The organism is Rubrobacter taiwanensis (assembly GCF_004337705.1).
Taxonomy (GTDB): Bacteria; Actinomycetota; Rubrobacteria; order Rubrobacterales; family Rubrobacteraceae; genus Rubrobacter_C; species Rubrobacter_C taiwanensis.
This window is the reverse complement of sequence record NZ_SKBU01000017.1, coordinates 1-17,310: the sequence shown is the minus strand read 5'-3', so window position 1 is coordinate 17,310 and position 17,310 is coordinate 1. Positions and strand designations below refer to the sequence as shown.

The 17,310-nt window shown below is 67.6% G+C and carries 21 protein-coding genes and 1 tRNA gene; 9 read left to right on the top strand and 13 right to left on the bottom strand.

Annotation, left to right across the window (positions count from 1 at the left end; genetic code table 11):
* Positions 1-509: 509 nt before the first annotated feature.
* From E0L93_RS10340 to E0L93_RS10310, 7 genes are all read right to left on the bottom strand, one after another.
* Positions 510-1,616, bottom strand: coding sequence for an FUSC family protein (locus E0L93_RS10340; RefSeq protein WP_243638198.1), 1,107 nt, complete (start codon positions 1,614-1,616; stop codon positions 510-512).
* A 196-nt stretch (positions 1,617-1,812) separates the two neighbouring features.
* Positions 1,813-2,178, bottom strand: coding sequence for a DUF488 domain-containing protein (locus tag E0L93_RS10335; protein ID WP_132691618.1), 366 nt, complete (start codon positions 2,176-2,178; stop codon positions 1,813-1,815).
* A gap of 21 nt (positions 2,179-2,199) precedes the next feature.
* Positions 2,200-3,168: a sigma-70 family RNA polymerase sigma factor gene (locus tag E0L93_RS10330; RefSeq protein ID WP_243638193.1), complete on the bottom strand. Its 969-nt coding sequence runs from the start codon at positions 3,166-3,168 to the stop codon at positions 2,200-2,202.
* A gap of 77 nt (positions 3,169-3,245) precedes the next feature.
* On the bottom strand, positions 3,246-3,518 hold the full coding sequence (locus E0L93_RS10325) for a hypothetical protein (RefSeq protein ID WP_132691616.1): 273 nt from the start codon (positions 3,516-3,518) through the stop codon (positions 3,246-3,248).
* Between the two features lie 62 nt (positions 3,519-3,580).
* Positions 3,581-4,063: a cupin domain-containing protein gene (locus tag E0L93_RS10320; RefSeq protein ID WP_132691614.1), complete on the bottom strand. Its 483-nt coding sequence runs from the start codon at positions 4,061-4,063 to the stop codon at positions 3,581-3,583.
* A 110-nt stretch (positions 4,064-4,173) separates the two neighbouring features.
* Positions 4,174-4,392 (bottom strand): hypothetical protein, encoded by a 219-nt coding sequence (locus E0L93_RS10315; protein ID WP_132691612.1) that lies wholly within the window; start codon positions 4,390-4,392, stop codon positions 4,174-4,176.
* Between the two features lie 5 nt (positions 4,393-4,397).
* On the bottom strand, positions 4,398-4,901 hold the full coding sequence (locus tag E0L93_RS10310; RefSeq protein WP_132691610.1) for a hypothetical protein: 504 nt from the start codon (positions 4,899-4,901) through the stop codon (positions 4,398-4,400).
* A gap of 304 nt (positions 4,902-5,205) precedes the next feature.
* Here E0L93_RS10310 and E0L93_RS10305 point away from each other — a divergent pair, with 304 nt between their 5' ends.
* The gene (locus E0L93_RS10305) at positions 5,206-6,462 is read left to right on the top strand and encodes an NAD(P)/FAD-dependent oxidoreductase (protein WP_132691608.1); all 1,257 of its coding nucleotides are present in this window, start codon (positions 5,206-5,208) and stop codon (positions 6,460-6,462) included.
* Positions 6,463-6,561: 99 nt separating this feature from the next.
* A complete protein-coding gene (locus tag E0L93_RS15845; protein WP_165874292.1) occupies positions 6,562-6,714 on the top strand; it encodes a hypothetical protein in 153 nt (50 codons plus the stop codon).
* A gap of 93 nt (positions 6,715-6,807) precedes the next feature.
* On the opposite strand, the gene E0L93_RS10300 is transcribed toward E0L93_RS15845, so the two are convergent.
* The 5 genes from E0L93_RS10300 to E0L93_RS10280 form a co-directional block, all read right to left on the bottom strand.
* On the bottom strand, positions 6,808-7,860 hold the full coding sequence (locus E0L93_RS10300; protein ID WP_243638192.1) for an MBL fold metallo-hydrolase: 1,053 nt from the start codon (positions 7,858-7,860) through the stop codon (positions 6,808-6,810).
* Positions 7,806-8,066 carry a cyclase family protein gene (locus E0L93_RS16630; protein WP_424511427.1) on the bottom strand — a complete coding sequence of 87 codons (261 nt, stop codon included), beginning with the start codon at positions 8,064-8,066 and terminating at the stop codon, positions 7,806-7,808. Before E0L93_RS16630 ends, E0L93_RS10300 begins: the two co-directional genes overlap by 55 nt.
* A gap of 36 nt (positions 8,067-8,102) precedes the next feature.
* On the bottom strand, positions 8,103-8,867 hold the full coding sequence (locus E0L93_RS10290; RefSeq protein ID WP_243638197.1) for a sulfotransferase family protein: 765 nt from the start codon (positions 8,865-8,867) through the stop codon (positions 8,103-8,105).
* A 22-nt stretch (positions 8,868-8,889) separates the two neighbouring features.
* Positions 8,890-9,210 (bottom strand): hypothetical protein, encoded by a 321-nt coding sequence (locus E0L93_RS10285; protein WP_132691604.1) that lies wholly within the window; start codon positions 9,208-9,210, stop codon positions 8,890-8,892.
* Positions 9,211-9,319: 109 nt separating this feature from the next.
* Positions 9,320-9,393: transfer RNA gene (locus E0L93_RS10280), tRNA-Met, on the bottom strand.
* Positions 9,394-9,464: 71 nt separating this feature from the next.
* Between E0L93_RS10280 and E0L93_RS10275 the strand changes: the two genes are divergently transcribed.
* The 4 genes from E0L93_RS10275 to E0L93_RS15840 all read left to right on the top strand — a co-directional run bounded on the left by E0L93_RS10275 (position 9,465) and on the right by E0L93_RS15840 (position 13,184).
* A complete protein-coding gene (locus tag E0L93_RS10275; RefSeq protein WP_132691602.1) occupies positions 9,465-9,848 on the top strand; it encodes a hypothetical protein in 384 nt (127 codons plus the stop codon).
* Between the two features lie 102 nt (positions 9,849-9,950).
* Positions 9,951-11,075 (top strand): citrate synthase, encoded by a 1,125-nt coding sequence (locus E0L93_RS10270; protein ID WP_132691600.1) that lies wholly within the window; start codon positions 9,951-9,953, stop codon positions 11,073-11,075.
* 191 nt (positions 11,076-11,266) lie between these two features.
* Positions 11,267-13,012 carry an L-aspartate oxidase gene (locus E0L93_RS10265; RefSeq protein ID WP_132691598.1) on the top strand — a complete coding sequence of 582 codons (1,746 nt, stop codon included), beginning with the start codon at positions 11,267-11,269 and terminating at the stop codon, positions 13,010-13,012.
* A gap of 22 nt (positions 13,013-13,034) precedes the next feature.
* On the top strand, positions 13,035-13,184 hold the full coding sequence (locus E0L93_RS15840) for a hypothetical protein (RefSeq protein WP_165874291.1): 150 nt from the start codon (positions 13,035-13,037) through the stop codon (positions 13,182-13,184).
* A 103-nt stretch (positions 13,185-13,287) separates the two neighbouring features.
* Here E0L93_RS15840 and E0L93_RS10260 read toward each other — a convergent pair whose 3' ends face one another.
* The gene (locus E0L93_RS10260) at positions 13,288-14,622 is read right to left on the bottom strand and encodes a citrate synthase (RefSeq protein ID WP_132691596.1); all 1,335 of its coding nucleotides are present in this window, start codon (positions 14,620-14,622) and stop codon (positions 13,288-13,290) included.
* A 140-nt stretch (positions 14,623-14,762) separates the two neighbouring features.
* Between E0L93_RS10260 and E0L93_RS10255 the strand changes: the two genes are divergently transcribed.
* From E0L93_RS10255 to E0L93_RS10245, 3 genes are all read left to right on the top strand, one after another.
* On the top strand, positions 14,763-15,389 hold the full coding sequence (locus tag E0L93_RS10255) for a MarC family protein (protein ID WP_132691594.1): 627 nt from the start codon (positions 14,763-14,765) through the stop codon (positions 15,387-15,389).
* A gap of 78 nt (positions 15,390-15,467) precedes the next feature.
* Positions 15,468-16,592 carry an acetamidase/formamidase family protein gene (locus E0L93_RS10250; protein WP_132691592.1) on the top strand — a complete coding sequence of 375 codons (1,125 nt, stop codon included), beginning with the start codon at positions 15,468-15,470 and terminating at the stop codon, positions 16,590-16,592.
* Positions 16,593-16,683: 91 nt separating this feature from the next.
* The gene (locus E0L93_RS10245; RefSeq protein ID WP_132691590.1) at positions 16,684-16,968 is read left to right on the top strand and encodes a hypothetical protein; all 285 of its coding nucleotides are present in this window, start codon (positions 16,684-16,686) and stop codon (positions 16,966-16,968) included.
* The last annotated feature ends 342 nt before the right edge of the window (positions 16,969-17,310 follow it).

Genomic DNA, 17,310 nt, shown 5'->3' with positions numbered 1-17,310 from the left:
CCATTTCCACATGGCCAAACGCGCCTCCCTCCGATCCAATACTCGAGTTTTATTAATATTCATACTGCATGTATGTTATTGGCGAGTTTGCGGATGTCAAGGGTTGTGCCGGTGCTCCGGCAGGAACCGCAGGCGTCAACCGATCAGCGCCCGTGTGATTATATTAGCCGTGGCGTGATGGTTGGGCGGGTTGGCACTGGCGAGAAAGCGACGACTGGAGAAGGCGCGAGACCAGGAGCGGCAGCTAGAACGCCGGTTGCTCGCCGCCTGCGCTCACGGGTATCCGAAGTACCGCCGAAGGCAAAAGCAAGAAAAGCCGCGTAAGCGCCGAAGGCGCCAGGACGGGTAGCCACGGTCCTGTGACTATCGAGGACATGGGCTCCTGAGCGACGCGCCTACGCTGCCCGCGCCAGACCTGTTTTCGTGCGCCCGTCTTGGGTTCTTCTGGCACCGTCGCCTGTCGGCACCGGGGGTGTGAGGAGCCGCCGTTCGGAACGCGCTTCGCGGGCTCAGGGATCGTCGGATTCCCGGGGCGCGACCTCCTCCAGGGCGGCGAGGGCCTCGGCCTGGTTCATGCCGGCGCTCCTCAAGAGGTCCACGGCCATCGAGCAGACCTGGCCCACCAGCACGCTGATCGCCAGGTCGTGCCTCTCTGCGAGGGCCTCGGTGGCGCCGCGCGCCGCCAAGAGCGCGAACCGCCGGGCCTCCTCCGCTTCCCGAGCCTCCTCCGCTTCTTCCGACGCCTCCAGGTACCCGGCCAGCGCCCGCACCGCCCGTGAGAGGTCGAGCACGGCCTCCGGCACCGACGGCGGGACCGCTGCCCTGCGCCTTATGGCGTTGGCGGCGCCGCGGGCCAGAACCCGCGTGTTGATCACGGCCAGCTCTATCCTTATGCTGGCGCCGGCGTAGAGTTCGAGGTGCTTTAGGGACCTGCGTCTCGTCGGGGAGAGGCGGGCGGTCTCGTAACCGGCGGAGAGCACCTCGTCGAAGCTTCTTACCCTATCGTCGAGCTCCCGAGCTCTTCCCAGCACCGCCTCGGCCTGCTCGAGGTCGCGTTCTTCGAGCGCCTCGGCGATCTCTTCGAGAACCGCGACCAAACTCCGGAAGATCGGCTCGGCGGCCCTCTCGACAAGGCGCTCCGGATTCACAGGGAAGAGGTGGCTTACCAACAGAGCAACCCCGCCGCCCACTAGGGCGTTGAAGAAGCGGTCGGGCGAAAAGGCGGCATCCGGAGGCTGCAGGGCGACCACCAGGATCGCAGAGATCGCCGCCTGGTTCACCAGCAGCTTCCTCTCGCCGAGGAGCACGGCCGCCGCCATCGCCAGCCCCACTACTATCCCTATCTGCGCCGCCCCGACGCCGATTATCCGTACGAGGACGTCGGCTATCGCGAGCCCGACAACGACTCCCAGTGCCACCTCGACCGCGCGCTTGCCGCGCTCCCCAGGAGCAAGCCCCAGCGTCACGACCGCCGCTACGGGCGCGAAGAAGGGCTGCTCGTTGCCCAGCACCACGGCGGCGAGGAAGTAGGCGAGGCTGGCGGCGACCGCCGTCTGGAGTATGGGCCAGACGTTGGCCATGAGCCGCTCGGTCCCCGAGGCGAGGTGCCGGCTCACCTCAGGCAACGGATCCATGTCTCTTGGCGGCCTCACGCTCCTCCGTTTGGGCGACCTTACTCGTTCCGTAAAGGCTGCCCGTTCACTATATATAGCGAAGCTCCCAAACCGTCACGCCAGACCGAGGTTCGCGCCGATCCTTGCCCACCGAGTAGGCTAAGGGCTTGTATCGGGAAGCCCCCCGGAGACCGGCGCATCAAGCCTCTCCGACGAGCTCTCGGACGAAGGCCGCCAGCGCCCGGGCGTTGTTGTGCTCGATGTCTTTCGCGCCGAAGAGCAGGGTGACGTTCTCCTCCGCGGCGCGCTCCCCGAGCTCGCGCAGCTCCTCCATCTTCCCCGTCCCTTCGAGTTCGGTCCGGTATCGCTTCAGGAACCCCTCCCAGCGCTCGGGGTCGTGGCCGAACCACTTCCGGAGCTCGGTGCTGGGGGCCAGGTCCTTCCTCCACGATTCGATCCGGGCCTCCTCCCTGGAGAGCCCCCGCGACCAGATCCTATCCACGAGGATGCGCTGCCCGTCATCCGGCCCTGGCTCCTCGTACACCCTCTTCACGCGCAGCGTCACGCTTTTTTCTCCTGCCCTCGTTCACGCCGAAACTCCCTCCTCATTGTCGAGGGAGTCCCGCTCCGCTGCGCGGCGCGGAACCCGCTTGGACCCGGATCTGAGGAGTTGCTCCGCCTCGTTCTGGAGCTGCCTTACCCGCTCCCGCGAAACGCCCAGCTCAGACGCAAGCTCGGCCAGCGTGGGCGGGTCCCGGCGATCGAGGCCGTAGCGCCTCACCAGCACGTAACGCGCCTTCTCCGGCAGGCGCTCTACGGCCGCCTTTAGCCGCTCCTCCTCCATCTCGCTTATGACGGTATCCGGAACGCCGGAAGCCGTCTCGTCGACGACGAAGTCCCCGAGGCGTGAGGCCTCCTCTTCGTCCGAGGCCGGCCTGTCCAGGCTCGTGGCGTCCGGGAGGATTCCCTTCGCCTCCCGCACCTTCTCGGCGGTCCAGCCCAGCCGCCCGGCGACCTCCTCGTCGGTCGGCTCCCGCCCCAGCTCGACCCAGAGCTCGCTTACGGCGCGCCTGACCTTCCTTACCCTCTCCCCCGCGTGTACCGGAAGCCTTATCTGTCGGCCCTTATCGTGCAAGGCCCTGCCCACGGCCTGCCGGATCCACCAGGTGGCGTAGGTGGAGAACCGGTAGCCCTTCTCGGGGTCGAACTTCTCCGCAGCTCGCATGAGCCCGATGTTGCCCTCCTGGATGAGATCCTCAAACGGCAGGCCCATCCCCCGGTACCTCTTGGCGATGCTCACCACGAGCCTCAGGTTCCTCTCGATAAGCTCCCTGCGGGCTCGCTTGTCCCCCCGCCTGAGACGCCGGGAGAGCGCGATTTCCCCGCCGCGCGTCAGCAGCCCCCGTCTGCCTATGCGCTCCAGGTATCCGGCCACCAGTCCCGGGGTCTCGTGCTCCAGCCTGCCAGAAGAGGTGCCCGCGCGGACCGCGGGCGCCGCCTCTCCAGATCCCCGAACCGTCAGCCGCTCGGCCCCACCGGGGCCGGCACCACTCACCTCCGTGTCCGCCGTAACGTCAAGAAGGCACCGTGTCGCCCCCGCGCGGCGCATCCGATGCGCGGGAACCCCGTCTCTCATTTCCGCTCCCCGAGCGCGCGCCTCCACCAGAAGCGGCGCCTGCCCGCGCCATCCGCCCGCAGGGCCTCGGCCCTGCTGCGCTCCCTCCTGAGCGCGGACTTCCTGGTCCTGATGCCTCGCGAACGGTACTCCCTGGCCCTCAGGCGGTAGACGTGCTCCTGGTAGAAGTCCCGTTCCCCGGACGTCCTCGCCGCGTCGCGCAGCTCGTAGGCCCCTTCGAGGGTGGCCGGCACCCTCCGTTCGCGCGTCTCTCCTCCGCGTGACTCCACTGATCGTGCTCCTTCCTCTAGCCGCCTGCTAACCACCGGTCTCCGGCAGACCGGCGCGGGATTCATCGCTCCGAGGCACGATCGGCCCCCGGCAGGTCCAGGTCCGCCCGTCCCTCCGCCGGCTCGGTCGGATGCACCGGCTGTGGGAAACCTCGTCCCTGCTCGAGCGGCTGCACGAGGGTGTGCAGGAAGGCGGCGTCGCTCAAGGCCTCCGCGTCGTAGGATACGTTGCCCCGCAGGACGAGCGTCCCCCCGGCGGAGAGCTCGTGCCGCTCCTCTTCCACCCTGAACCGCACCTCGCCCTCCAGCACCTGGACGGTGGAGGCGCCGGCCACTCTTCTTTCGCCCGTGCGCCGGCCGGCGGCGATGGCGGTGAGCGCCAGCTTCAGGGAGGGCTCGTTGGCAAGTATGAGGATGCTGCGACCGTGGTCCTCGTAGGTCTTCTCGCTCTTGAGCCGGTCGAGCGCGGCCATGGTGTCGAACGCCCGCACCGGCTTGCGCGGCTCGCCGCTGCCTTTGGGACCCCCGGCCTTACCGTCGTGCATGTAGCTAACACCTCCGTTCATATAGCCGCGAAGGGTGGCTCCCCCGAACGGCCCGGGCCGTGGCACCGCCGCAGTGCCTCTACGCCCGCGCCTACCGACCGTCGCGGGGCCTACTTCTTCTTTCCGGTCTCCCCGAGGATGGCGAAGACCTCCTCTATGAGGGCCCGGCGCTTGTCGGGCGGCAGATCCCTGGGGTGCATGGTCTGCTTCTCGCTCTGGAGCCCGCGCTGCGCGGCCTCCTCCGAGAGGTAGCGGTCGATAACCCGCACGATGGCGTCAACCTTCGCGCGCGGCAACTCCTCGCCACTGCCGAACAGCTTGTTCCACATCACGGTCACCTCCTTTGGGCGTCGCCGCTCGCACGACGCCGCCGACCTGTCGAATCATCTCCGCGCAGCGTCGCCCCGATGATCCCGGAGTCGCTGCGCCGGAGCAAAGCAACGGCGCGCGAACTGAGGAGGTAGTCCACGAAGTTCTCCCGCGGCATCACGTTCGGCGCCTCGACCCCGCTGCGGCCGGGCCTGGGATCGAGCGCCACCCACCCGACGTCAGCTCCCGGCCCGGCGAGCAAGGAGATCAACTCGTCAGGAGTACACGCCCTCGCATACCAGCCCCCGCCCGGCGCCTCGGCAAACAGGTACCCGCGGGCCGCCCAGCCGGCCGAGAACACGGGTAGCGCCTCTCCCCTGGCCCCCATGGGTACGCGTAGCACCTCCAGCCCTTCGTCGCCGTGCCTGGCCACCACGTGGTGCACCAGCACCGGATGCCCCGCCGAAACCTTGCCCTCGTCACGCCCCGCGAAGCCTCCATCGCGTCCCTCGATCGACCCTGCAGCCATGCAGACTCCTTCATAGATATTCATACTGTATGTATGTTATTATCGAGTCCGCCGGTGTCAAGGGCTGCGTTCGTCGAGAGGGCAGGACTGCCGGAGAGCCTCCGGGAGCTGCGGCGTGCTGGCAGAGACGCGTGTGGACGATTATCCAATGTCGAAAGGGGAGAGAGGGTTAGATGGCTTTTCTGTTTAGCGGTGTCCCGGGGCTCGCTTCCGAGGCGCGAGCCCGCGGTCGGAGGGCGGGAGCGCGGGGCCGGCGCGGAAGGATCGGAGGGACGGCGGTGCGGGGTTTCGGAGGCGGGCTCTGATGGCGGCCCCTGTTTCGCGGCCCGGGCACGTCGCGGTCGTGGGCGCCGGGATGCCCGGTCTGGCCACCGCCTGGTTCTTGCAGGAGCGCGGGGTGCGCGTCACGGTTCTGGAGAGGGAGCGGGTGGCTGCGGGATCGTCGTGGGGCAACGCGGGCTGGATTTCCCCCGCCCTTACCACGCCGCTCCCCGAGCCTGCGGTACTCCGGTACGGCGTCCGGGCGGCGTTGAACCCCGCCTCCCCCGTCTACATCCCCCCGCGCGCCGACGCGCGGCTCTTGCGGTTCCTCCTCGGGTTCGCCCGCCACTGTACCGAGCGTAACTGGCGGGTGGCCATGAGTGCCTACGCGCCGGTGAACCGGCGAGCCCTCGGCGCCTTCGACGCGCTCGCCGCCGGAGGTGTTGACGAGCCGGTGCGCGAGGCGGAGCCGTTCCTGGCCTGCCACGTCTCCGCCGAGGATCAGAAGGTTCTGCTAGAGGAGCTTCGCCACGTCGAGGCCGCGGGACAGAGGGTAGAGTACGAGGCGCTAACCGGAGCCGAGGCTCGCGAGCTGGAACCGGCGCTCTCCGAGAAAGTCGGGGCCGCCGTCCGGATCCACGGCCAGCGCTTCATCAACCCGGGTCGGTACCTGTGGGCGCTCGCCGGAGCCGTCCGCACCCGCGGGGGCGACCTCCGCGAGGGGATAAGCGTGCGCGAGGTCCGCGACGAGGGCGCGAGGGTGGCCGTGGAGGCGGCGAGCGGCGAGGTGCTGGGCTTCGACGCCGTGGTGCTGGCGAACGGCGCGTGGTTGAACTGGCTCGCCCGCCGTTTCGGCGTCCGCGCCGTCGTGCAGGCTGGTCGCGGCTACAGCTTCAGCGTGCCGGTCGAGCACATGCCGTCCGGGCCCCTCTACTTCCCGGCCCAGCGTGTGGCCTGCACGCCGCTCGGCGACCGGCTGAGGATCGCAGGTATGATGGAGTTCCGGGCTCCGGAGGAACCGCTCGACCCGCGCCGCATCGCCGCGATCGTCGCCGCCGTCCGCCCGCTCTTGCGCGGCATCGCCCTTGAGGAGCGCACCGAGGAGTGGGTGGGATCCCGGCCCTGCACTGCCGACGGGCTGCCCCTCATCGGCCCGACGGCCTCCCCGCGCGTCTTCGTAGCGGGCGGACACGGCATGTGGGGCATCGCCCTCGGTCCGCTCACCGGAGAGCTGCTCGCCGAGACGGTCGCGACCGGCCGCGCCCCCGCCGAGCTCACCCCGTTCCATCCCCTCCGCTGACACCTTCGGTAACGAGGGCGCCAGGGGCAGTGAATTCAGCAGAAGCCCCGGCCGCGCAATCCGGGGAGACGGTCGTGCGCGCGGACTCGCCTCCCCCGGATGGCGGCTGAAGTGGCCGGCGGCACCGGCTCGGAGCTGCACGTGGTCTACGTCGATCCGCTGCCCGGCTTCATGACGAACAGCGCCGGCAAGGTGGGCTACGATCGCGCCCTCTGTACGAGCAGGAGTTCCGGCAGAAGCTGCGGTAACTGAGCCGGCAGACGGCACTGAGGACCTCCTCGCGTAAGAATTCGCTGCGGCGCAGGGAAGCGCGCTTGAGCGAGGCTTCCTGTGGAGAGGCGGCGGTCAGGAAACGCCCGCCCTGCGCGCCTCCTCTACCGCCTGCTCGATGCCCGCGGTCCAGGGTTCGCCGTGACCCACGAGCACCGTCCCTGCACCGGTCTCGGCGAGCGCCTCAAGCGAAGCCAGCGCCCGCTCGCTGTCTGCCGTCGCCGCCCGGGCGACGATCCGCGGACCGGTCCTCGCGGTGTAGGGGTCGAGGGTCACAATGGCGTCCCCGGCGATGAGGCAGTCCCGATCGGGCAGGTACAGCGAGCAGTGGCCCAAGGTGTGCCCGGGCGTAAAGACGACCCGCGGGGAGCCGGGCACCGGCAGGTTCCCACCCCCATAGCGCCTGACCTCCTTGATCGGCCTCGGCCACCACGCGCGGTTGCGCACAAACGCGGCGACCATCGGAGCCGCGCGCAGCTGGGTGGCGAAGTAGTAGGTGCGGGCCCGCTCGTGAGCGTACTGGCGCGGTTGCTTTGTCAGCGGTACGTCGTTCTCGTGCACCCAGACCGGCACGCCGAGCTCCGCGCGGGCGCGCTCGGCGAAGCCGAGGTGATCGAAGTGGGCGTGCGTGAGCACGACGGCCTCGATATCCGAGAGTGTGCGCTCCAGGTTCTCGAGAGCTTCGATCAGCGACGACCAGGAGGTCGGCACCCCGGTGTCGACCACGGTGAGCCGGCCGTCCTCCTCGAGGAGGTACCAATTAGTGAACGAGCCCTCGATCCGGTGAACGCCCTCGGCGGCGTTGGGATGGAACACTACCATCTCCTCTCTTGCGGTCTTCTTTCTGTATCTACCCCGGCCGCCGGGAGAGATAACTGATGCGCGTGTGGAGTGCGCCCGCGTGGCCCCTACCTCGGGCAGCTTGTCGAGGTTGGCCATCTTCTCGATGTGGCAATATTCGCGCTCTATGCCTGCAAAGTGCGCCGGCCACAGCAGCGAGGGATCGCGTCTCTTTCTCCACTCCGCGCCGATCAGAGGGTAGGGCCTGTCCAGGCTCCAGGCGTCGGTTCCTATTAGCCGCACGCCCTTCTCCACCAGCAGAGCACCGCCTCCCTCCCCAGACCGCACCCGCGCTCGAAGAACTTCTCCGTACCCCAGTGCTCGTCGGCGCCCGTGCGGAACAACACGATGTCGCCGGGCGAGGGGGCGTGCCCGATCTTCTGCTTCGGCCGTATTCGGGCAACAGCGGCTCGATCCGTTGCCAGGCTCTGTCGGTTATCTCTCCGCCTCTGGCCATGGTGCTCTCTCCCGCAGTCACGGTTTCCTCTCACCATGGGATAACACGGATGCAGGCTCCCCTCAGACACGCTCTAGACCTGCCAGCCGGGAAACTCCCTGCCGGCCAGCTCCCGGAAGCGGTCGGCGTCGTCTGAGAGTCCGGCGGCGAGGCGTCTTAGCAACGAGCCACCGATGGTCACCGGCGAGCCGCGCGCAACATTCCAGCGGCGCTCGTGCTCGGGGGTCCAGAACGAATCGTCCACGCCCGCGAAGCGGTAGAGCTCCCGCAGAGTCTCCCGCCGCCTCGTGAGGAGATCCTCCCGGGCGCAGATGAAGATCCGCTCGCGCGGAAAGCGGGCGAGGTAAGGTTCGAGTCGCGCGTAGTAGCGGCTCCGGTCGAGGTACTGGCTCTCCGGGTCCGGCAGGGCTTCCTCTGCGGGCCGCCGTTCCGTGCCGTCGACGCGGTGGTGGAGATACTGCGAGACCGCGCGCTCGATGGGGTCGCGCACGGCATATACGAGCCGCGCCTCCGGCACGACCCGCGCCATCCTCTCCGCAGCCTCCGGAAAAGACGGCGAGGTGTACCCCGGCGACGCCTCACCCCGCACCGGCGCGGGCCGGAACTGCGCAGCGTACCACTCCAGCCCCCGGTGCCAGTTTCCCTCAAGCCACTTCCCGCCCGGACGCTCCGGGCCGCAGAAGAAGTTGAGCTCCTTGGGCTCCGACATGGCAACCTCCGGGTGCAGGCCCAGGTAGCGGTGCAGCGCCGTGGTCCCGCACTTCATGGCTCCGATAATGATCAGGTTCGGCAGAGCGCCGAACCCTCCCCGCTCCAGGCTCACCCGCAAAAGCACCATGCCGCCCAAGATAGCACCCGCCCTAGTAGCGCCCCGGGCGGAAGACCAGCGCGTTCCAGGCGGTTTCGGGCCGGTCCCGCACCGGGCCTACGGCCCCGCAGCCCAGACAGCGCGCCCGGTGTCCGCCTTCCACGCGCTCTATAGCTACCGAAAACCCGCGGTGGTTGCACGGAGAAGCCGGCGGAGACCGGTTCGCCCCCTCGCTGTCCCGCAACGCCCGCCGGGCCTCTTCGGCGCTGCGCCGAACCGGACCTATGGTGCCGCAATTCGTACAGCGGGCGCGGATACCGTCGTCCGCGATCAGGAGCCTGCCAGGATAGTTGTGATCGCACGCGCCGTTCACGGATGCCGCCTGTCCGAACTATGAACCGAGCATATCATGCGATTCCGTTGCGACAAGCACAAACCGCTGCGGGGGAAAAGAAAAGGCTCCGGGAGACCGGAGCCGGTAGTAGCGGGGGCAGGATTTGAACCTGCGACCTTCGGGTTATGAGCCCGACGAGCTACCAGACTGCTCCACCCCGCGTCGCCGAAGCAGATTTTAACAAACGCTCCCAGTTTGTAAAGGCTCCGGAGACCTGCTACCGTGAAAAAATCATGGGTACCATGTACGCCATCCTCATAGCCGTCAGCGCGCTCGCAGCGCTCTACACCGGATTTCTCGCGCTCAGAGCCGGCCTCCGGCTGCGCCGCACCTACCGCGATCTGATGCAGAGCGTCGCACCAGACCTCGACCGGCTCCACAGACGCACCCAGACCCTCCAGCGGAACGCAGACGAACTGGGCCGCCGGGCGTCCGAACTCCCGGTCCAGATCTCCGGCCTGCAACAGAGCATCGCCCAACTCCAGTTCCTTATCAACACCCTCAACGAATCCATCAACCAACTCCGACGCGCCCTCAGGTACACCGACCTCAAGAACTTCGGCGCCGCCAACTTCTCGCGTATCGCCGACGCCTTCCTGAACCCCAGAAACAGGTAACTCGGGCAATCTATATATGCTTTTGACACATATATACTCATGGTATAAACTGTGATTTGGGAAGTTCCGGGGCCTGCTAAGCGGATAACAAGGAGTTTGCGAATGGCGAACCAGACCAGAGGCGGACTTGAGGGAATAGTAGCTGCCCGGACGGCCATCAGCGACGTTGACGGCGAGCGCGGCGAGCTCATCTACCAGGGGCTGGACATAGTGGACCTCGCCAACAACTCTACCTTCGAGGAGACTACCTATCTCGTGTGGAACGGCCGGCTGCCGGGCCGGGAGGAGCTGGATGCGTTGAGCCGCCGGCTCGCCGAGAACCGGACGCCGCCGGACGAGGTGGTGCGGATGCTGCGGAGCTTCCCGAAGTCTGGCGCTCCGATGGAGGTTCTCAGGACTGCGGTCTCTGCGCTGGGGATCTACGACCCCGAGGGCGGGGACGACTCGCGGGAGGTGAACGTGCGGCGCGCGATCCGGCTCGTCGCCCAGACTCCCACGCTGGTAGCGTACATCCGGCGGCTGCGGGAGGGCCGGGAGCCCGTTGAGCCGCGCCCGGATCTCCCGCTGGCGGCCAATTTCCTGTACATGCTGACCGGCGAGGAGCCCACGGAGGAGTCGGCGCACGAGTTCGATGTGGCTCTCATCCTGCACATAGACCACGAGCTGAATGCCTCGGCGTTCGCCAGCAGGGTCATCACCTCGACCCGGGCGGATATGTACTCGGCGGCGACCGGGGCCATCGGGGCGCTCTCCGGCCCGCTGCACGGCGGGGCCAACCAGCGGGTGATGGAGACGCTGCTGGAGATCGGGGAGCCCGGGCGGGCGGAGGAGTATGTCCGGGACCTGCTGAAGCGCAAGGAGCGCGTGATGGGCTTCGGCCACCGGGTGTACAAGGTCATGGACCCGCGAGCGAAGGTGCTGAAGAACATGTCCCGCGCTCTGGGCGAGCGCCACGGCAACACGAAGTGGTACGAGATCAGCGAGATCGTCGAGGAGGTGATGCGGGAGGAGAAGGGGCTCTACCCGAACGTGGACTTCTACTCCGCCAGCTTCTACTACGAGCTCGGCATCCCGGTGGACCTCTTCCCCTGCGTCTTCGCCATGAGCCGCATGACCGGCTGGACGGCGCACGTGCTGGAGCAGCAGGCGGACAACCGCCTCATCCGGCCGCGGGCCGAGTACGTCGGCGAGCGGGATGTGCCGTACGTCCCCATCGAGGAGCGGTAGCAGAAAAGCGCGCCTGAGGTTGCGGCAGCCATACCCGGCCCCCGGTATTTGTGAGCGCGTTCCCTGCCTCTGGGGCAGAGCGTAAACCAGATCACCCCGGCCGCGCACCCCGGTTTGTATAACAAACCCGTACCTACCCTACCGGTAGCGCACCCGAAGAGCAGAGCGAGAGAAGCGCAGGTGATGCAAGGATGCAACGCAACGGGTTTGGCTACGAAGAAGTCGCAACAGACGCACTAATTATAGGGGCGGGAGCCGCCGGGCTCCGCGCGGCGATAGAGCTGGCGGAGAGCGGGGTGCGGCCGCTGGTGCTCGGCAAGCGCCGGCACGGCGACGCGCACACCATCTGGGCTGCGGGCGGGATCAACGCTTCCTTAGGCACCCGCGACCCGGAGGATCGGTGGGAGATCCACGCCGCCGACACCATCCGGGAGGGTCACTTCGTCAACGACCCGCGGGCGGTGGAGCTGCTCGCGCGCAACGCCCCGGACCGCATCCGCGAGCTGGCCGGGTGGGGCTGCGGTTTCTCCCGCACGGAGGACGGCGAGCTGGACCAGCGGTACTTCGGCGCGCAGTCCTACCGGAGGACGTGCTTCGCCGGGGACGAGACCGGGGAGGCGATCCTGAGCACGCTCGTCGCGAAGGCGCGGGAGCTCGGCGTCCCCTACCGGGAGAACGTGTACGTAACGAAGATCCTGACGGACCAGGAGCGGGCTGTGGGGGCCGCCGGCTACGACATGGAGAGCGGCCGGTACCTGGTGTTCCGGGCACCGGCGGTAGTCATGGCCGCCGGCGGCCTCACGGCGCTCTACGCCCGCAGCTCCTCCCGGCCGGACGAGAACACGGGCGACGCGGTGGCGCTGGCCTACGAGGCCGGAGCCGCGCTGCGGGACATGGAGTTCGTACAGTTCCACCCGACCGGGATGGTGAAGCCGGAGGAGCTGAGCGGCGAGCTGGTGACCGAGGCCGTTCGCGGCGAGGGCGGCCGGCTCCTCAACGCCCGGGGCGAGCGCTTCATGGAGCGCTACTCGCCGGAGCACCTGGAGCTGGACGCCCGCGACGTGGTCGCCCGGGCGAACTACGCCGAGATCCAGACCGGAAGAGGCACGGAGGACGGGGCGGTCCTGCTGGACATCTCGCACCGCAGCCCGGAGTACATCCGGGAGCGCCTGCCCAGGATGTACCGGCAGTTCAAGAAGGTAGGCGTAGATATCACCCGGGAGCCGATGGAGGTCGCCCCCACCGCTCACTACGCGATGGGCGGCGTAGAGGTGGACTTCGGCACTGGGGCCACCACGCTGCCGGGCCTCTTCGCCATCGGGGAGGCGACCGCCGGGTTGCATGGCGCCAACCGGCTCGGCGGCAACTCGCTCGCAGAGACGGTGGTCTTCGGCGAGCTCACGGGCCGCTATCTCGCAGAGTACCTGAGGGACGCTCCCCGGCCCGCGCTGCCGCGCCGCGCCGTTGAGGACCACCTGGAGGCGCTGGACTCGCTGGCGGACTCCGGCGGCGGACACGACCCTCAGGAGCTCATCGAGGAACTGCGGTCCATCATGTGGGACCACGCCGGGATCGTGCGCACCGGAGAAGGCATCCGCGCGGGTCTGGATCGCCTCGCCGGCCTGGAGCGCCGGGCCGGAAGCGCCGCCGCGGAAGGCGCCGGCAGCCGGAGCTTCGAGCTCGCGAACAACCTGCGCTTCATGCTCGTGGCCGCGGAGGCCGTGCTGCGAAGCGCGCTCGCGCGCCGGGAGTCCCGCGGGGCTCACTTCCGCGAGGACGCTCCGGAAGAGAGCGCCGGCTGGCAGAAGAACATAATCTGCGAGAAGGGGAACCACGGCGAGATGCTGCTCCGGACGGAGCCGGTGGGCGAGATCCCGGCCGAGATTCAGGCCGCGCTCGCCGAGGAGCACAGCCTGGAGTACCACCACCTGGAGTAGCCGGCCGGTATAATCCCCTCACATGAGCGAGCAAGACCAGAGGCAGCAGGAGCCGGAAGCCCTCCGGCCATCGGGCGAGATCTGCGAGGTGTGCGGGACCGAGATGTTCGGGCTGCACTGCAAGCTCGTCTGCCCCAACTGCGGCTACCGCCGCGACTGCTCGGACCCTTAGAGGCATCAGGTTTCAGGCTACAGGCGTCAGGTAATTACAGATAGATACGGAGAAGCCCCGCTCGCAGCGGGGCTTCTGGAATCCCGGCTCACTGCCTGTAGCCTTACCTCTGATCGATCGACACGTAGTCGCGGTTGCGGGGTCCGGTATAGATCTGGCGCGGCCGGGCTATGCGTTGCTCGGGGTCCTCTAGCATCTCCAGCCAGTTTGCGATCCAGCCGGAGGTACGGGCGATGGCGAAGACCACGGTGGAGGACTCGGTCGGGATGCCGAGGGCTTCGTAGATCAGGCCCGAGTAGAAGTCCACGTTCGGGTAGAGCTTGCGGCTGGTGAAGTACTCGTCGTCCAGCGCGCGCTTCTCCAGCTCGGTGGCGATCTCCAGCAGCGGCGAGGTCTTGCCGACGGCCTCCAGCACCTCATCCACGTTGGACTTGATGATCCTGGCCCGCGGGTCGTAGTTCTTGTAGACGCGGTGGCCGAAGCCCATCAGGCGCTCGTCGCCGTTCTTGACGCTCTCCAGATAGTCCGGGATGTTCTCGACGCTGCCTATACGGCGCAGCATCTTCAGGACCTGCACGTTCGCCCCGCCGTGCAGCGGGCCGTAGAGCCCGGCTATGCCCGCCGCTATGGCCGAGTAGGGGTCTACCAGGGAGGAGCCCACGCCCCGGACGGCGTTGGTGGAGCAGTTCTGCTCGTGGTCGGCATGCAGGATGAAGAGCACATCCAGCGCCCGTTCGAGCCGCGGGTCCACTTCGTACCTCGGCTCGGCCATCTTGAAGAGCATGGAGAGGAAGTTGCCCGTGTAGCTGAGCTCGTTGTCCGGATAGACGTACGGGAGTCCCAGGCTATGCCGGTAGGCGAAGGCGGCGAGGGTGGGCATCTTGGCGATCAGACGCACGGCGGCCATATGCCGCTCGTTCTCGTCCCGGATGTTGCTCGCGCCGGGATAGAAGGTGGAGAGGGCGCCCACGCTCGCCAGCAGCATCCCCATCGGGTGCGCGTCGTGCCGGAAGCCGTCCATGAAGTCCTTGATGTTCTCGTGCACGTAGGTGTGGTGCGTGATCTCGTACACCCAGTCGTCCAGCTGCTTTCGGGTGGGAAGCTCGCCGTAGATGAGCAGGTAGGCGACCTCAAGGTAGGTGGAGTGCTCGCATAGCTGTTCGATGGGGATGCCCCGGTACTCAAGGATGCCGCGCTCACCGTCTATGTAGGTGATAGAGCTCCTGCAGCTCGCGGTGTTCAGGAATCCCGGATCGTAGGTCATCAGCCCGAAGTCATCTTCGTCGACCTTGATCTCGCGGAAGTCCATCGCCCGCACGGTGCCGTCCGTGATCTCCACTTCATACTGTTTGCCCGTGCGGTTGTCCGTGACCGTCAGGGTGTCTTTAGCCGTCGAGACGCCATCTCCCTCCCGATCCTGAAACCTGTCCTGTGACACCTGTGATCTCCCTTCTTCTCACGTTTTCCGGGGATACAGATACATATTACCCGCCCCGCCTCAGAGTAAAAGGTTTGCACACCACCCCGTCCGGCGCAAAGGCGGGAGAAGACCGCTCTCCTGGTGTAACATCCCCGTCTGTGCCGGAGCTCGTCTTCAACTCGTTCGTGACGCTGCTGGTGGTCGTAGACCCGGTGGGACTGGCGCTCATCTTCGCCGCTCTGACCCGCGGCGCCACCGAGGAGTACCGGCGCCGAATGGCGATCAAGGGCGTGGGCATCTCGGCCGGGATCCTGGCCGGGTTCACGGTCGCGGGCGGCGGGCTGCTGGGCGCTCTAGGCATCGGGATACCCGCCTTCCGCATAGCGGGCGGCGCGCTGCTCTTCCTGCTCGCGCTGGAGATGGTCTTCGCCCGGCAGTCCGGCATCCGCTCGACCACCGCCCGCGAGCAGGCCGAAGCCTCCCAGAGGGAGGACATCTCCGTGTTCCCGCTCGCCATACCGCTCATCGCGGGCCCGGGCGCGCTCACGGCCGTGCTGCTCTTCTCCGGCGGCGGGTTCTACCTCCCGAACGTCCTCGTGGTGCTGTTCGTGGTGGCGGTGGTGCTCCTGATTACGCTCGCGTGCCTCCTGCTCGCCGCGCGCCTCGTCCGGCTCTTCGGCAAGACCGGCGGGGATATCCTCTCGCGGGTGCTGGGCGTGATCCTGGCCGCGCTCGCCGTGCAGTTCATTATCGAGGGACTGCAGACGAGCCTGGGACTGGGGTGAGAAACGGCGAGCTTCCCCGGTCTGCACCCGGCGGTTAGAATGGGTGCTGTAAGCAACCCCGGGGCGAGGAGAGTGAAGATGCCGCAGGAGCACGTGATCGCCATAGACCCGCACAAGCCGCTCGCCGAGGAGCCGAACACCGGCCACAACCGCTGGCACGAGGCCATCGAGCCCGTGCTTGAAGCGGATCCCGGAGATCTCGTCGTCTACGAGACCCGGGACGCCTTCGACGGGCAGCTCACCCCGGGCTCCACGGCAGCGGACGTGGCGAACGCCGACCTGAGCGTGGTGCATCCCCTCACCGGCCCGGTCTACGTGAAGGGGGCAGAACCGGGCGACCTGCTGGAGGTCGAGCTGGTGGATATCGAGGCCGACCCGTGGGAGCAGTGGGGCTACACGGTGGAGGTGCCGGGCTTCGGCTTCCTGCGCGACGAGTTTCCGGACCCGTTTATCGCCCACTGGCAGCTGCACGGCAACGAGTACGCCGAATCCGAAGACCTTCCGGGCATCCGCATCCGCTGCAATCCCCACCCCGGGACCTTCGGCGTGGCTCCCAGCGCCGGGCTTCGGCGGCGTGCCGCCGAGCGGGAGGCCGAGCTCGCGGAGAGCGGCGGCTTTGCCCTCCCGCCGGACCCGACCGGGGCCGTACCCTCGGATTCCACGGCCGGTGAGGCCCTGCGCACCATACCGCCGCGAGAGAACGCCGGGAACATAGACATCAAGCAGTTCTCCCCCGGCACGACGATGCTCATCCCGGTCCACACCGAGGGCGCGCTGGTCTCCACCGGCGATGTGCACTACGCCCAGGGCGACTGCGAGGCCTGCGGCACGGCGATCGAGATGCGCTCGCGGGTCATCGTGCGCTTCGGGTTGCGCAAGGGAGAGGCCGAGCGGAAGGGCATCCGGGACCTCCAGTTCTACCGCGACGATTACTTCACCTACCCGGAGATGGCCGTGCCGCGCCGCTTCCACGCCACGACCGGTATCAGCGTGCGCCGGGACGGCACCAACGCGAGCGAGGACCTCACGGTGGCCGCCAAGAACGCCCTGCTGAACATGATCGAGCACCTTGAGACCCGCGGCTACACCCGCCAGCAGGCGTACGCCATCTGCAGCGTCGCCGTGGATCTGCGCATCAGCCAGACGGTGGACGTGCCGAACCTGCTCGTGAGCGCCCTGCTGCCGCTGGACATCTTCATGTAGGAGCCTTGCACGAATCCGCAGCGATGATACGGTAAGGAGCGTTACTGCAAGCTCCGGCTGCGAGATCCGCGCAGCGCAAAGGAGAGGCACAGTGATCACGGTAACCGAAGAAGCGAAAGAGCTCTTCCAGAACGTCGAGCGCCCCGAAGGGGCGGTCCTGCGCCTGGATCTGGTGAAAGAGAACGAGGTCGGGATCGTCTTCGGCGAACCCCAGAGCGACGACCAGGTCGTGGAGCACGAAGGCGAGGAGCTGCTCCACATCTCGGGCCTCGTGAGCCAGGCCCTGGACGGCAGCACCCTCGACCGGGTGGAGACCCCGGAGGGGACCGGGATCACCATCAGGCCGCCGGAGCCCGGCACGGACTCCTCGCAGTAACTTCAGGATAAATGCTCTAAGGCGGCGCTCCCCATCCCGGGAGCGCCGCCCTCTTTCCTACCACCACCAGGCTACGATGCCCGCCGTCAGCACGGCCAAGGCGAGGGAGAGGTAGCGGTAGTTGTAGTACCAGGGCTTCCCCTTGAGCTCCTCCGTCTCCTCCGTCCAGTACCGGCGCCGCCAGGTGTACTCTTCGACCTTCTCAGCCGGCGGCGGGTCCGTCGCCAGGCTGACGGCCGCCAGCAGGATGCAGCTTAATACTACAGTTGTAGATAGTGGTATGCTCTGGCATCATGCTCACTCCTGCTAAAGGAGGACGGACATGGTGCGACACCCGGTGGA